Origin of the sequence: Tomitella fengzijianii (assembly GCF_007559025.1) — a bacterium.
Classification (GTDB): Bacteria; Actinomycetota; Actinomycetes; order Mycobacteriales; family Mycobacteriaceae; genus Tomitella; species Tomitella fengzijianii.
The window spans coordinates 3,076,780-3,092,500 of the sequence record NZ_CP041765.1 but is presented as its reverse complement, the minus strand read 5'-3'; the positions used below and the strand labels follow the sequence as shown (position 1 = coordinate 3,092,500).

General features: G+C 63.7%; 6 protein-coding genes and 5 rRNA genes (1 of these 11 cut by a window edge). 6 read left to right on the top strand and 5 right to left on the bottom strand.

The window, feature by feature from the left end; genetic code table 11:
* Both FO059_RS14110 and rrf (FO059_RS14105) read left to right on the top strand, forming a co-directional pair.
* Positions 1-1,828, top strand: a 23S ribosomal RNA gene (locus tag FO059_RS14110); it begins 1,319 nt to the left of the window's first position.
* A gap of 87 nt (positions 1,829-1,915) precedes the next feature.
* Positions 1,916-2,031: ribosomal RNA gene (gene rrf, locus FO059_RS14105) — 5S ribosomal RNA — on the top strand.
* 420 nt (positions 2,032-2,451) lie between these two features.
* Here rrf (FO059_RS14105) and FO059_RS14100 read toward each other — a convergent pair.
* The 3 genes from FO059_RS14100 to FO059_RS18415 form a co-directional block, all read right to left on the bottom strand.
* The gene (locus FO059_RS14100; protein WP_143909641.1) at positions 2,452-4,392 is read right to left on the bottom strand and encodes an ABC transporter permease; all 1,941 of its coding nucleotides are present in this window, start codon (positions 4,390-4,392) and stop codon (positions 2,452-2,454) included.
* A 3-nt stretch (positions 4,393-4,395) separates the two neighbouring features.
* Positions 4,396-5,172, bottom strand: coding sequence for an ABC transporter ATP-binding protein (locus FO059_RS14095; RefSeq protein WP_233267129.1), 777 nt, complete (start codon positions 5,170-5,172; stop codon positions 4,396-4,398).
* An 831-nt stretch (positions 5,173-6,003) separates the two neighbouring features.
* A complete protein-coding gene (locus tag FO059_RS18415; RefSeq protein ID WP_158726877.1) occupies positions 6,004-6,165 on the bottom strand; it encodes a hypothetical protein in 162 nt (53 codons plus the stop codon).
* Positions 6,166-7,167: 1,002 nt separating this feature from the next.
* Between FO059_RS18415 and FO059_RS14090 the strand changes: the two genes are divergently transcribed.
* From FO059_RS14090 to rrf (FO059_RS14080), 3 genes are all read left to right on the top strand, one after another.
* A 16S ribosomal RNA gene (locus tag FO059_RS14090) occupies positions 7,168-8,691 on the top strand.
* Positions 8,692-9,035: 344 nt separating this feature from the next.
* Positions 9,036-12,183, top strand: a 23S ribosomal RNA gene (locus tag FO059_RS14085).
* An 87-nt stretch (positions 12,184-12,270) separates the two neighbouring features.
* Positions 12,271-12,386: ribosomal RNA gene (rrf, locus tag FO059_RS14080) — 5S ribosomal RNA — on the top strand.
* The 16S, 23S and 5S rRNA genes sit together here, the layout of an rRNA operon.
* A gap of 113 nt (positions 12,387-12,499) precedes the next feature.
* Here rrf (FO059_RS14080) and FO059_RS14075 read toward each other — a convergent pair.
* Positions 12,500-13,225 carry a DUF998 domain-containing protein gene (locus FO059_RS14075; protein WP_143909640.1) on the bottom strand — a complete coding sequence of 242 codons (726 nt, stop codon included), beginning with the start codon at positions 13,223-13,225 and terminating at the stop codon, positions 12,500-12,502.
* A 489-nt stretch (positions 13,226-13,714) separates the two neighbouring features.
* Here FO059_RS14075 and FO059_RS14070 point away from each other — a divergent pair, with 489 nt between their 5' ends.
* A complete protein-coding gene (locus tag FO059_RS14070; RefSeq protein ID WP_143909639.1) occupies positions 13,715-14,563 on the top strand; it encodes a mycofactocin-coupled SDR family oxidoreductase in 849 nt (282 codons plus the stop codon).
* A gap of 109 nt (positions 14,564-14,672) precedes the next feature.
* On the opposite strand, the gene FO059_RS14065 is transcribed toward FO059_RS14070, so the two are convergent.
* Complete coding sequence (locus FO059_RS14065) at positions 14,673-15,665, bottom strand: sulfite exporter TauE/SafE family protein (RefSeq protein ID WP_143909638.1); 993 nt, start codon at positions 15,663-15,665, stop codon at positions 14,673-14,675.
* Positions 15,666-15,721: the final 56 nt, after the last annotated feature.

Genomic DNA, 15,721 nt, shown 5'->3' with positions numbered 1-15,721 from the left:
TGGGTGGGTAGGGGAGCGTCGTGTAGCCGGGGAAGCGGCAGAGTGATCTAGCCGTGGAGGCTGCGCGAGTGAGAATGCAGGCATGAGTAGCGAAAGACGAGTGAGAAACTCGTCCGCCGAATGACCAAGGGTTCCTGGGCCAGGTTAATCCGCCCAGGGTGAGTCGGGACCTAAGGCGAGGCCGTCAGGCGTAGTCGATGGACAACGGGTTGATATTCCCGTACCCGTGATATCGCGCCCGTGGTGAATCAGTGATACTAACCATCCTGAAGCCCGTGTCGTGCACTTTCGGGTGCCGGCGTGTGGTGGATGCGTGGGACCTGATCTGGTAGTAGCCAAGCGATGGGGTGACGCAGGAAGGTAGCAGAGCCAGTCAGTGGTAATACTGGTGTAAGCCCGTAGGGCGAGGTGCAGGTAAATCCGTGCCTCATGTGGCCTGAGAGGCGATGCGACCCCGGTGTGGGGGATTCTGTGATCCTATGCTGTCGAGAAAAGCCTCTAGCGAGTGGTGTCATGGCCCGTACCCCAAACCGACACAGGTGGTCTGGTAGAGAATACCGAGGCGATCGAGAGAACTGTGGTTAAGGAACTCGGCAAATTGCCCCCGTAACTTCGGGAGAAGGGGGGCCATGTCCGGTGAACACCCGTGCGGTGGGAGCTGGGTGTGGTCGCAGAGACCAGAGAGAAGCGACTGTTTACTAAAAACACAGGTCCGTGCGAAGTCGTAAGACGATGTATACGGACTGACGCCTGCCCGGTGCTGGAAGGTTAAGAGGACCGGTTAGTGGCTCTTCGGGGCCGCGAAGCTGAGAATTTAAGCCCCAGTAAACGGCGGTGGTAACTATAACCATCCTAAGGTAGCGAAATTCCTTGTCGGGTAAGTTCCGACCTGCACGAATGGCGTAACGACTTCTCTGCTGTCTCAACCACAGGCTCGGCGAAATTGCATTACGAGTAAAGATGCTCGTTACGCGCGGCAGGACGAAAAGACCCCGGGACCTTTACTATAGCTTGGTATTGGTGTGTGATTCGGTTTGTGTAGGATAGGTGGGAGACTGTGATGCGCCGGCGCCAGCCGGTGTGGAGTCGTTGTTGAAATACCACTCTGATCGTATCGGACTTCTAACCTCGGACCATGATCTGGTTCAGGGACAGTGCCTGGTGGGTAGTTTAACTGGGGCGGTTGCCTCCTAAAGAGTAACGGAGGCGCCCAAAGGTTCCCTCAGCCTGGTTGGCAATCAGGTGTTGAGTGCAAGTGCACAAGGGGGCTTGACTGTGAGACTGACGGGTCGAGCAGGGACGAAAGTCGGGACTAGTGATCCGGCACTGGCTTGTGGAAGCGGTGTCGCTCAACGGATAAAAGGTACCCCGGGGATAACAGGCTGATCTTCCCCAAGAGTCCATATCGACGGGATGGTTTGGCACCTCGATGTCGGCTCGTCGCATCCTGGGGCTGGAGTAGGTCCCAAGGGTTGGGCTGTTCGCCCATTAAAGCGGCACGCGAGCTGGGTTTAGAACGTCGTGAGACAGTTCGGTCTCTATCCGCCGCGCGCGTAAGAAACTTGAGGAAGGCTGTCCCTAGTACGAGAGGACCGGGACGGACGAACCTCTGGTGTGCCAGTTGTTCCGCCAGGGGCATTGCTGGTTGGCTACGTTCGGGAGGGATAACCGCTGAAAGCATCTAAGCGGGAAGCCTGTTCCAAGATGAGGTTTCTTTCCCCTTTTGTGGGGTAAGGCCCCCTAGAGATGATGGGGTTGATAGGCCGGAGCTGGAAGCCCTGTGAGGGGTGTGAGGTGACCGGTACTAATAGGCCGTAGGCTTACCCATGAAGTTGTCTGGTTGTTTGTGCGTCCACTGTCCGGTGTCTGAGGCAACACCCACGTTCACTGCGTGTGGGTGTGTGTCGCATGGAGTTGCGGTGGTTATAGCGTGAGGGTCACGCCCGGTCCCATTCCGAACCCGGTAGCTAAGCCTTACTGCGCCGATGGTACTGCACCCTCAGGGTGTGGGAGAGTAGGTCACTGCCGCACAATATTTGAATCGTTTCGGGCCCGGCCCCCCTTAGGGGGTGCCGGGCCCGACACGTTTGCATCGGCACCCTTTTCCCGGCCCACCAACGCCGCCAGGCCGGTCGGACCGCGGCCGGTCGGCGAGCGGCCGCGCCTCGACGGCGGCGAGTGAGGACCGGTGTCGAGGGCGCCTCGCTCGAGGCCCGCGGCGGCGAAGGGGACCGGGGGCGAGTGCACGTCGAGGTTCCGGTGCAGCAGCCGCGCGGTCCGGCGGAGCCGGCGCCTGGTTCCCGTTCCGACCCGCTGGAGCGGCCGTCCCGGTGCTGTTCGGGGTCCAGTTCCTCGGCGTGCCGGCCGTGGATGTGGCGTTAGAGGGGGCCCGAACCTCGGCGAAGATGCTTTCCGCCGAGGTTCGGGCCCCGTCGACCTGGCACGGTACTTTCAGTCGCTCGACACCGCGGCGATCGGATTCACGCGTGTGGCTGCGCGGGCGGTGAGCGAACTCGCGAGGCCGACGGCGAGCAACGTGCCTCCGATGAGCCCGGCGACGGCCGGCCAGGGGATCTCGATGACACCCACTCCTGTCATGCGTTCAAGTGCACCCCGCATTCCGAGGATCGTCCCGCTGGCGGCCACCCCGCCGAGAACGATGCCGATGGCCGCCACCGCTCCCGATTCCAGGACGGCCATCCGCACCGTCTGGCCTCTGGTCAAGCCTGCCAAGCGGGTCGCAGCGAGCTCCGGTCGGCGGTTCGAGGCCGCGATGACGACCGCGTTGATCGCGGCGAACAGGGTGTACAGACTCGACAGCCCCAGCAACACGACAAAGATCCTCAGCTGGGTGTTCTGCTGGGCCGCAGCCTGGTCCTGCACCCACTCGTCGGTGTCGGCGACTGTGCCGGAAATCCTCTCTTGGATCGCGTTCTGCACGGTGGCCTGGTCGGCTCCCGGGGAGAGGGAAACGAATGTGCGCGCCGATTCTGCCACTCCTTCGGGCAGCTGCAGGGATCCGGCCGGCAGCAACAGGTCCGAGCCGCCGTACGGCTCGATGGGCGTGACGGCGACGATGGGCAGTTGCAGTGCGCGATCACCGATTTGGAGATCTATGGTGTCGCCGAGCTCGAACCCGAGCTCGCCCGTGCGCCCCGGACCGAGCGCCACGGCCTGGCCATGCAGGGCGTCGAGGCTGCCGGCCACCGGCTGGAGCCGGTGGGACTCCCGGAAATCGCCCGGGTCCACGACGCTCGCGTGGCCGGCCTGCACGTCGCCGCCCAGCTCGTCTTCTCCGTGGTCGCCGTTTGTGATGACAAGAGGGACGTCTGTTTCCACTGAGGTGGACGCGACTCCCGGCACGTTCGAGATGCGTGTCGCCTCGTCCGGCGGCGTGGTGGCCACCAGATCCGCGGTGGTATCACGCCGCAATGTCATCTCGGACGCGGTGGTCAGCGCGAGCGAGGTGCTGAGCAGCCCGACCACCAGACCGACGAGCAGGATGAGCGGCGCCGCCGTCGATGCGCTCCGTCGGACCCCGTCGCGGATATTCGCGGCGGCCAGCTCGGCAGTGGGATGGCCGCGGAACATCAGTCCGACCACGCGGCCGGCCGGTGGGACCACGACAGGACTGAGCGCGGCGAGGCCGACAGCTCCGGCAAGCGCCACCAGCATCATCAGGGGCATTGCGCCCGAGGGATCCAGCGACTGCGAGACGACGATCAGCAGTGCGGCGATGATGAGGAACGCGACGCCGAAGAACCAGCGGGACGCCGCCATCACACGTGCCTCGTCCCCGGTGTCCCGCACCGCATCGAGCGGACGCACCCGTCCTGCGCGGCGCGACGCCACCGACACGCCGGCGAGAGCGACGATCAGGCCGATCGCGATGGACACCGCGACGACCCAGCTCTGCCACTCGGGGCGGAAGCCGGACGGCAGGAAATCAAACGAGACGAGCATCGACGACTGCAGCCGCATGACGGAGAGCCCGAGCGGTATACCCAGCGCCGTACCGGCGAGCCCGAGCAGGGCCGCTTCCGACAGCAGGAGTCTGCGTACCTGCGTGCGGGAGGCGCCGGCGAGGCGGAGGAGTCCGAGTTCCTTCCTGCGCTGGGACACGGTGAACGCGAACGTCGAGCTGACGATGACGATCGTCAACATCAATCCGAGCGCCAGGGTTATTCCGATCACCGGAACGGCCAGCACCGAGCTGTTGAGCATCTGCGCCCGGGTGAGCGCGTCCAGCCCCGGCGCCGGCTCGAATCCCACCGCCGACAAAAGGATCAGAAGCGACGATTGCACGAGAGCAACGCCGAACCCGACGGTGAGGATCGATCCGATGAACAGCTGCCAGCGTTCACGGAATGTGCTCCAGGATAGCTTCAACATGCGTCACTTCTCCATCGCGGCGAGCCGTCCGGCGACCTCTGCCGACGTCGCGTTGTAAAGCCTGTCGACGATCCTTCCGTCCGACAGGAACAGCACGCTGTCTGCGCGTGCCGCCGCCGCCGGATCGTGCGTCACCATGATGATGCTCTGGCCCGACCTGTCCACCATGTCGCGGAGCAGGTCGAGCACCACCTTCGCGGACGTCGAATCGAGAGCGCCCGTCGGCTCGTCCGCGAAAAGCACGGCGGGGCGGGTCACCATCGCTCGTGCAATGGCCACACGCTGCTGCTGTCCCCCGGAGAGCGCACGCGGCCGATGCTTGGCACGGTCGGCGAGTCCCACGTCGGCGAGCACGCGGCGGGCGTCCGATGTGGAGACCCGTTGTCCGCCCAGGCGCAGGGGCAACGAGACGTTCTGTTCCGCCGTCAGGGCGCTGAGCAGGTTGAAGCTCTGGAAGACGAATCCGATCGTTCCCCGGCGCAGTGCCGTGAGCGCCTCGCTCGATGCCTCGGTGATGTCTGTTCCCGCGACGCGGACCTCTCCGCTGGACACGCCTTCGAGGCCCGCGGCGCAGTGCAGCATGGTCGACTTTCCGGAGCCCGATGGACCCATGACCGCGGTCCACTGGGCACGCGGAAAGTCGACCGAGATTCCATCCAGTGCACGCACGGCCGTCCCGCGTTTGCCGAAGATCCGGGACACGTCGTGCAGTTCGACTGCGTGCGCGTCCGCAAGCGCCGTGGTCTGGTTGCGCGTCGAACGCGATTTCATGTGTGCCATGCGTGTGACGCTAGGCAGGGCGAGCACTGTGCGGCATCGCTCTGCGGTGCCGATTCGACCTGCACCTCTGGGCGCACCTGCAGGGGCGCCCGACTCCGCAGAGGCACTTGCGGCCTCGGTGCGGCGCCCCCCGAAGAGCACGACGAGCGGGCCGATTACCACCACGGTATGAGTACGGACACGCTCGAGGCGACCTGCGTGATGCTCGCCGAGGCCGCTGCGCGTGCCGTGGCCGACGAAGCGGCGCACACCGCGGGGATGGGCGCATCGCGCAGTCGGCGGTGCCTGGCGCCGCGCAGGCCAACCCGATGGGGAGTGCGACGACGATCGTGCGGCGATGCACCGGAGGCGCGCGGCGCCGGTCCGCGGTGACACTGCGGTGATCGTCTCCCTACAGCCGCGGGCGGCTTTCCTGGCGGATCGCCGTCTGTGGTGGTCAATGTTTCAGAACCGGAGCCGGCGTCTAATCGGCTTCCGCGGAGATCCTTGTCGCCCGCTTCGCCCTGCGCACCTGGTCAATCGCCGAGGGCAGACCCGGGGCGTCGACCCGGAGGGGGTGAGCATGTGTGCTGCAGGCAGGGACTCCCGGGCGGTGGGCGCCCTCCGTGGATCCTCGTCGGCGTCGGATGCGGCCGGTGTGCGGTCCACCAAGGGGCCGGCGGCTGGAGCGTGGCCTCGGCATGGAAGCGCAGGGCGCTCGTCTGGGCGCTGCGCCGCGCGAAGGAACCGGACCGGCATCGCCCCGGAACACGGCACCCGCACACCGTGGGGCCTCGAGCTGCGTGAAAGTCGACGGCGCGGGGAGGGGCCAGGCTATCCGGGACCGCGTCGCTACCGGCGACGCGTGTCGCCGCCGGAGCGGCGGCGATCGCCGGCGGGGCGTGTGCCTCCGCGGCGTGACGGGATGGGCGTGTGGTCGGCAGGGGCGTCGACGCCGTCGTCGAAATTCGAGAACAGTGAGTGGTGGATCTGCTCAGAGGTGCTTCCAGTCATGCGCTGTGTGCGTCCTTCGTTGTGGGAATCGGAGCGGCAATCCGGCTGGCGGCGTGTCGCCGCGGCGCGGGAGAGTCTGAACCGGTCGGCGCCGACGCTGGAGCCGGCTGCGCCGGAGCGGCGAAGGCCATGGAGCCTGGCCTGGCGACAGTTCACACGGTAGTCCCCGTGCGTATCCGGCCGGGGGAGGCGCACTGCGCGCGTTGAGCCGGCCGACGGAGAGGGTCCACTGCACGGTGGTGGGGCCGGGCGTGAACCGGCGTGCGGTCGACGATCGTCGCCTGTGCGCGTGTCGAGGTGCCTCGAGGCGGACAGGCCATCCGTGGAGAGGGTGCGCATCTTGTCGGTGTCGGCGCCGATGCGAGCGTCGCTCGATGCCGCGCTTTGCTCGTGGCCGGCGCCACACGGGTGGGGAGTTTCAGTGAGCGTCAATGGGGACAATCAAGGAGCGCCGTCACCACGAAGGTGACGTGCTCTGCAAAGGCTGAAGGCACCGGCCTCCCGTCGTCGGCCGATCGCGCGTGTCCGCAGCGACATGGCCGGTCTTGTTTGGCATGGTGTCGCGCTGTTGACCTGGGGATTTGTGTTTGGGTGGGGGTGGGCGTAACTTTATCCGGGCCGGAGCGGCGAGAGCAGCTCCCAAGCCCGAGTAGGGGCTGGGGGCGGTGCGCTTGTGAGTGTGCTACGGTGTTTGCAGCAGGTGCGGCCGGCTGAAGCTCGGGAGTGTCCGGGTGGTGGTGGTTGTGCGTGTTCTTTGAGAACTCAACAGTGTGTCGATGAATGCCAGTGCCAATAATTTGGCATGCCGCATCCCATGGTTTGTGGGGTGTGGTTGTTTGCGGGTCGTGTCTTCCATTCCCTGTCGGGAGGTGCGGCTCGATGTTTTTTGAAGCTAGGTTTGTTTTGCTAGTGGATTTCTCGATGTGATTTGACTGATTCGCCGTGTCGTCGGGGCTGCTGCCGTGTGTGGTGGTGCCGGTGGGATGGTGGGTTGTGAATCTTTCAACGGAGAGTTTGATCCTGGCTCAGGACGAACGCTGGCGGCGTGCTTAACACATGCAAGTCGAACGGAAAGGCCCCTTCGGGGGTACTCGAGTGGCGAACGGGTGAGTAACACGTGGGTGATCTGCCTTGCACTCTGGGATAAGCCTGGGAAACCGGGTCTAATACCGGATAGGACCGTACCTCGCATGGGGTGTGGTGGAAAGCGTTATGTAGCGGTGTGAGATGGGCCCGCGGCCTATCAGCTTGTTGGTGGGGTAATGGCCTACCAAGGCGACGACGGGTAGCCGGCCTGAGAGGGCGACCGGCCACACTGGGACTGAGACACGGCCCAGACTCCTACGGGAGGCAGCAGTGGGGAATATTGCACAATGGGCGCAAGCCTGATGCAGCGACGCCGCGTGAGGGATGACGGCCTTCGGGTTGTAAACCTCTTTCAGTGCCGACGAAGCGGAAGTGACGGTAGGTACAGAAGAAGCACCGGCCAACTACGTGCCAGCAGCCGCGGTAATACGTAGGGTGCGAGCGTTGTCCGGAATTACTGGGCGTAAAGAGCTCGTAGGCGGTTTGTCGCGTCGTCCGTGAAAACTCGCAGCTTAACTGTGGGCGTGCGGGCGATACGGGCAGACTTGAGTACTGCAGGGGAGACTGGAATTCCTGGTGTAGCGGTGAAATGCGCAGATATCAGGAGGAACACCGGTGGCGAAGGCGGGTCTCTGGGCAGTAACTGACGCTGAGGAGCGAAAGCGTGGGGAGCGAACAGGATTAGATACCCTGGTAGTCCACGCCGTAAACGGTGGGTACTAGGTGTGGGACCCTTCCACGGGTTCTGTGCCGTAGCTAACGCATTAAGTACCCCGCCTGGGGAGTACGGCCGCAAGGCTAAAACTCAAAGGAATTGACGGGGGCCCGCACAAGCGGCGGAGCATGTGGATTAATTCGATGCAACGCGAAGAACCTTACCTGGGTTTGACATACGCCGGATCGCCGTGGAGACACGGTTTCCCTTGTGGCCGGTGTACAGGTGGTGCATGGCTGTCGTCAGCTCGTGTCGTGAGATGTTGGGTTAAGTCCCGCAACGAGCGCAACCCTTATCCTGTGTTGCCAGCACGTAATGGTGGGGACTCGCAGGAGACTGCCGGGGTCAACTCGGAGGAAGGTGGGGACGACGTCAAGTCATCATGCCCCTTATGTCCAGGGCTTCACACATGCTACAATGGTCGGTACAGAGGGCTGCGAGACCGTGAGGTTCAGCGAATCCCTTAAAGCCGGCCTCAGTTCGGATTGGGGTCTGCAACTCGACCCCATGAAGTCGGAGTCGCTAGTAATCGCAGATCAGCAACGCTGCGGTGAATACGTTCCCGGGCCTTGTACACACCGCCCGTCACGTCATGAAAGTTGGTAACACCCGAAGCCGGTGGCCCAACCCCTTGTGGGAGGGAGCCGTCGAAGGTGGGATCGGCGATTGGGACGAAGTCGTAACAAGGTAGCCGTACCGGAAGGTGCGGCTGGATCACCTCCTTTCTAAGGAGCATCAAGTGTCTCGAGGCCGCCGTGCGTGTGGTCTGGGGTTGCTCATGGGTGGACACTGGTGGCACTTCGTGCAGGAGTTTCGTGGTGGTCGCCGCCGTTATGGGTGGTGGCCGGTGCGGGGCGGGGGTGCTAGTCGGCATGCTGTTGGGCTTTGAGGGAACACGCCGCGTGTTTGTGTGTGGTGGGTTGTCTTGATGTGATGCGCCGGTGTGCCTGCCGGATGCGCTCGGCTGGTCTTGCCCTGTTGTGGGGTGGGTGGCCGGGTGTGGTGGGTGTGGTGGTGTGTGTGTTGTTTGAGAACTGGACAGTGGACGCGAGCATCTTTGATCTTTGTGTTGTAAGTGTGTAAGAGCACACGGTGGATGCCTTGGCACCAGGAGCCGATGAAGGACGTGGGAGGCTGCGTTAAGCCTCGGGGAGCTGTCAACCGAGCTGTGATCCGAGGATGTCCGAATGGGGAAACCCAGCAGCGGTGATGCGCTGTTACCCGCGCCTGAATGTATAGGGCGTGTGGAGGGAACGCGGGGAAGTGAAACATCTCAGTACCCGTAGGAAGAGAAAACAATAGTGATTCTGTGAGTAGTGGCGAGCGAAAGCGGATGAGGCTAAACCATGCGCATGTGATACCCGGCAGGGGTTGTGTGTGTGGGGTTGTGGGGCTGCGGCGTGCCGGTACTGCCGTGCCGGCGGGTAGTTGTAGAAAACACATGGTTAGCGGAAGTGGTCTGGGATGGCCTGCCGTAGTGGGTGAGAGTCCCGTACGTGAAAGCTGTGTGTCTGCCTTGTCGTGGTGCCCGAGTAGCAGCGGGCCCGTGAAATCTGCTGTGAATCTGCCGGGACCACCCGGTAAGCCTGAATACTCCCTGGTGACCGATAGCGGATAGTACCGTGAGGGAATGGTGAAAAGTACCCCGGGAGGGGAGTGAAAGAGTACCTGAAACCGTGTGCTTACAATCCGTCAAAGCCTGCGCGTAGTTTGGTCTGCGGTGGGTGATGGCGTGCCTTTTGAAGAATGAGCCTGCGAGTTAGTGGCATGTCGCGAGGTTAACCCGTGTGGGGTAGTCGTAGCGAAAGCGAGTCCGAATAGGGCGAGTTAGTGGCATGTTCTAGACCCGAAGCGGAGTGATCTACCCATGGCCAGGGTGAAGCGACGGTAAGACGTCGTGGAGGCCCGAACCCACTTAGGTTGAAAACTGAGGGGATGAGTTGTGGGTAGGGGTGAAAGGCCAATCAAACTCCGTGATAGCTGGTTCTCCCCGAAATGCATTTAGGTGCAGCGTCGCGTGTTTCACCATGGAGGTAGAGCTACTGGTTGGCTGATGGGCCTTACCGGGTTACTGACGTCAGCCAAACTCCGAATGCCGTGGTGTGAGAGCGTGGCAGTGAGACTGCGGGGGATAAGCTTCGTAGTCGAGAGGGAAACAGCCCAGATCGCCGGCTAAGGCCCCTAAGCGTGTACTAAGTGGAAAAGGATGTGGGATTGCGAAGACAGCCAGGAGGTTGGCTCAGAAGCAGCCATCCTTGAAAGAGTGCGTAATAGCTCACTGGTCGAGTGGTCCTGCGCCGATAATGTAGCGGGGCTCAAGTACACCGCCGAAGCCGCGGCACTCACATGTGTGGTTCGCATCTGCCTGCGGGTGGGTGTGCAGCCGTGTGGGTGGGTAGGGGAGCGTCGTGTAGCCGGGGAAGCGGCAGAGTGATCTAGCCGTGGAGGCTGCGCGAGTGAGAATGCAGGCATGAGTAGCGAAAGACGAGTGAGAAACTCGTCCGCCGAATGACCAAGGGTTCCTGGGCCAGGTTAATCCGCCCAGGGTGAGTCGGGACCTAAGGCGAGGCCGTCAGGCGTAGTCGATGGACAACGGGTTGATATTCCCGTACCCGTGATATCGCGCCCGTGGTGAATCAGTGATACTAACCATCCTGAAGCCCGTGTCGTGCACTTTCGGGTGCCGGCGTGTGGTGGATGCGTGGGACCTGATCTGGTAGTAGCCAAGCGATGGGGTGACGCAGGAAGGTAGCAGAGCCAGTCAGTGGTAATACTGGTGTAAGCCCGTAGGGCGAGGTGCAGGTAAATCCGTGCCTCATATGAGCCTGAGAGGCGATGCGACCCCGGTGTGGGGGATTCTGTGATCCTATGCTGTCGAGAAAAGCCTCTAGCGAGTGGTGTCATGGCCCGTACCCCAAACCGACACAGGTGGTCTGGTAGAGAATACCGAGGCGATCGAGAGAACTGTGGTTAAGGAACTCGGCAAATTGCCCCCGTAACTTCGGGAGAAGGGGGGCCATGTCCGGTGAACACCCGTGCGGTGGGAGCTGGGTGTGGTCGCAGAGACCAGAGAGAAGCGACTGTTTACTAAAAACACAGGTCCGTGCGAAGTCGTAAGACGATGTATACGGACTGACGCCTGCCCGGTGCTGGAAGGTTAAGAGGACCGGTTAGTGGCTCTTCGGGGCCGCGAAGCTGAGAATTTAAGCCCCAGTAAACGGCGGTGGTAACTATAACCATCCTAAGGTAGCGAAATTCCTTGTCGGGTAAGTTCCGACCTGCACGAATGGCGTAACGACTTCTCTGCTGTCTCAACCACAGGCTCGGCGAAATTGCATTACGAGTAAAGATGCTCGTTACGCGCGGCAGGACGAAAAGACCCCGGGACCTTTACTATAGCTTGGTATTGGTGTGTGATTCGGTTTGTGTAGGATAGGTGGGAGACTGTGATGCGCCGGCGCCAGCCGGTGTGGAGTCGTTGTTGAAATACCACTCTGATCGTATCGGACTTCTAACCTCGGACCATGATCTGGTTCAGGGACAGTGCCTGGTGGGTAGTTTAACTGGGGCGGTTGCCTCCTAAAGAGTAACGGAGGCGCCCAAAGGTTCCCTCAGCCTGGTTGGCAATCAGGTGTTGAGTGCAAGTGCACAAGGGGGCTTGACTGTGAGACTGACGGGTCGAGCAGGGACGAAAGTCGGGACTAGTGATCCGGCACTGGCTTGTGGAAGCGGTGTCGCTCAACGGATAAAAGGTACCCCGGGGATAACAGGCTGATCTTCCCCAAGAGTCCATATCGACGGGATGGTTTGGCACCTCGATGTCGGCTCGTCGCATCCTGGGGCTGGAGTAGGTCCCAAGGGTTGGGCTGTTCGCCCATTAAAGCGGCACGCGAGCTGGGTTTAGAACGTCGTGAGACAGTTCGGTCTCTATCCGCCGCGCGCGTAAGAAACTTGAGGAAGGCTGTCCCTAGTACGAGAGGACCGGGACGGACGAACCTCTGGTGTGCCAGTTGTTCCGCCAGGGGCATTGCTGGTTGGCTACGTTCGGGAGGGATAACCGCTGAAAGCATCTAAGCGGGAAGCCTGTTCCAAGATGAGGTTTCTTTCCCCTTTTGTGGGGTAAGGCCCCCTAGAGATGATGGGGTTGATAGGCCGGAGCTGGAAGCCCTGTGAGGGGTGTGAGGTGACCGGTACTAATAGGCCGTAGGCTTACCCATGAAGTTGTCTGGTTGTTTGTGCGTCCACTGTCCGGTGTCTGAGGCAACACCCACGTTCACTGCGTGTGGGTGTGTGTCGCATGGAGTTGCGGTGGTTATAGCGTGAGGGTCACGCCCGGTCCCATTCCGAACCCGGTAGCTAAGCCTTACTGCGCCGATGGTACTGCACCCTCAGGGTGTGGGAGAGTAGGTCACTGCCGCACAATATTTGAATCGTTTCGGGCCCGGCCCCCCTTAGGGGGTGCCGGGCCCGAAACGTGTTTGTGGGGTGGACCCACCGTCCCCGTGTACCGGCAGGGCAACGGCACGCCGGCCACTAACAGGCTCGGGAACCGGCCCGATCGGAGTCCTCGACGACCGCGGTCCGACGCAAACCGACAGCGATAAAGAACGGTAGAAGCGCCTGCAGTCCTGTGCAGATGCGCTCCGTCAATCCCAGATACATCCCTGCTTGCGCGGTCACGTACATGGCGAGGACCGACAAAGCGACGACGAGACCGCAGACGATCAGGCCCTCCCGGCTGACCAAGCGTTGCCACACGGTCCAGCCGGATGCGCGATCACCACGTAGAGGAATCGACGGGCGCCAGTACGCCATGACGAACGGCCAGAGCGCCAGGAGGCCCGCCCCCGCGACCGCGAAGAACATGTGGTCGAACGTGCTGCCTCCCGCCGGTTGCGGGAAGTAGGCCACACCCAGGCCTGCAGCACCGCCGAAGGCGATGATCATCCGGGCCGAAGTGTGCACCGTGCGGAGTCCCACAGAGGTGGCGAGGTACGAGACCGCCACGCAGTAGAGCGCCGTCGTCATGATCCAGCTGTGCGCCACGCCGTGACCCGAAAGGACGCTGATCGTCTGCTGGAGCGGGTCGTAGCCGGGAGGTTGGACCGCGCCGGCGACGACCCAGCCGACGATCAATACGGTCGGCGTGAACGCCGACGACCACACCGCCCACAGTGGTGGACGATCATGGACGACGCGGGCTGCGGGGGGCGGCTCCACCGAATCGAGCATCAGCGAGATCCGGTCGACCGGCCCCATCTGCGCCCCACGGGACGTCGGTGTGGCGGGTGTCGTGTCGTGACGGATACGGAGTGTGCGTCGGTCATCCGGCCCCCTTTCAGGCTGGGCGCGCCGGGCCGAACCGCGTGCGGAGCACGGTGGTACTCAGGCTGCTCCCCGCGTCAGGCCGCCGAGGCGTACCCGAACAGCAACGCTGAGTTGCCCTCCCCTGGGGGAGGCATGCGCTGCTGATGAAACTCCTCAGTTCAAATTTACGACGATGTGAGACATGTCGGCACCCGAATGTCTGATTCGTGTCGCTTCACGGCCGGTCGGGGAAGCCGAGCGGCGACGGTGGCCGGATGCCACACAGGACAACCGTCCCATTGGACGACGGATGCAGTCGACAGTGGCGTGACGCGCGTCTAGCGTCGGATCAACGGCGGCGGATGCCCAGCCAGGGCGTTGTCCTATCGCGGTCCGGTACACGTCGCCGCTCCTATACCACTCGATGACCAGGGAGAGCAGATGAGCAGCGAGGACTTGAGGTTCGACGGCAAGGTCGCGTTCGTGACGGGCGCCGCACGCGGACAGGGCCGCACGCATGCGGTGGCCTTCGCGGAGCGCGGCGCGGATGTGGTGATCTGCGACCGGTGCGAGGACCAGGCCGGCGTCGGCTACCCGTTGGCGACCGACGAGGACCTCGCCGAGACCGTGCGTCAGGTCGAGGCGCTCGGGCGCAGGGTCATCTCCGAGAAGATCGACACCCGCGATCGCGCGGGGCTCGAGGCGCTCGTCGCTCGCGCTGAGAAGGAGTTCGGCAGCGTCGACATCGCGGTCGCGAATGCGGGCGTCTCCGGCATGGCGCCGATCACCGACGCTCCCCAGGCTGTCTGGGACGATGTCGTCGGGTCCAACCTGCACGGGGTGTTCAACACCCTCGCAGCGGTCTCACCGGGTATGGCCAAGCGCGGGTACGGACGCATCGTGACCGTGTCATCGATGATGGGCCGCAGCTCGTCGCCGGGGCAGGCGGCGTACGCGGCGTCCAAGTGGGGCGTGATCGGCATGACCAAGTCCGTCTCCCAGGACCTGGCGGCGGTCGGCGTGACGGTGAACGCGGTCGCCCCCGGCAACATCGACACCCCGATGGTCAAGAACCAGCGTCTCTATGATGTGGTGTGCCCCGACATCGAGAACCCCACCTGGGACGACGTCGCGCCGCGCCTCCAGCAGCTGCACGCGCAGCCCATCGCCATCCTCGACCCGTTCGAGGTCACGCGCGCGGTGATGTTCCTGGCGGATGAGGGCAGCGCCCACATGACCGGCATCGTCATCCCCGTCGACGCGGGTGCGGCCGCGCGTACGTCCGCCTGACGTCCTCCCCTCTACGGCGCCACCGCGGCCCCGGCCCAGGAAAAGAATCACCTGGGCCGGGGCCGCGGTCGTCTCGGGGATGTTCTTCGCGCGGGCCGGGGCGCGGCTTTCACGATTGCGGCAACGGTAGCGGTTCTTCCGCGTCCGCCCCGTCCGCCCCGTCCTGCCCGTCCTGCACGGTCTCAGGGTCGCGCGCAGCGCCCGTGCCCCGGACAACCTGCAAGTCGCCGTCACCTTGTCCGGCGGAGCGTTCGCGCCGGATCGCGCGGCCCACCACTATCAGCGCGGCGATCCACACGACGGCCAGCACGATGTAGAAGGGGGCGGCCGCGGCCTGTCCGAGCCCGACGGCGTCCAGGAAGGTCCGCGCATTCGTCAGCAGGATGATGCCGCCGACGAGCGTGCCCATCGCGCGTGCCGGCAGCAGGCGCACCACCCAGGCGGCCAGCGGGGCCCCCGCGACGCCGCCCACCAGCAGTGCGGCGACGATCTTGAACGGGATCTCCGAGGCGGAGAGCCCCACGAGGAAACCGGCGCTGGCGCCGAGGGTGACAACGAACTCGGCGGCGGCCATGGTGCCGACCACCTTGCGCGGTTCCATACGCCCCGAGGCCAGCAGCATCGAGGAACCGATCGGGCCCCAGCCGCCTCCGCCGACCGCATCCATGAATCCGGCCACCGCGGCCAGCGGCACCAGGAACCGCCGCCGGACGCGGCGCACCCGCACGGCACCCGACCGCAGGAAGACGAAGCGGAACAGGATGTAGGCGCCGAGGCCGAACAGGATCACGGCGACGACGGGCGCGGCCGTGGACGCCGGCAACGAAGTGAGGAATGTGGCGCCGGCGAATGCGGCGACCGAACCGGGTACCGCCAGCCAGGCGATCTTGGTCCAGTCGATGTTGCCGAACGCCGAGTGCGACAGCCCGGAGGCGAGCGTCGTGCCGATCTCGGCGAGATGCGTGCCGGCCGAGGCGGCCGCCGGGGCTACCCCGACGGTGAGCAGCACCGTCGTTGACGTCAACCCGAAGGCCATGCCCAGTGCGCCGTCGATGAGCTGGCCGGCCAGCCCGGCAAGGGCCAATAGTAGGAAACTCGGCATCTGATGACTCCCAGGTCGATAGCAAAGGTCGGTGTCGGACCGGATGCGGAAGAATG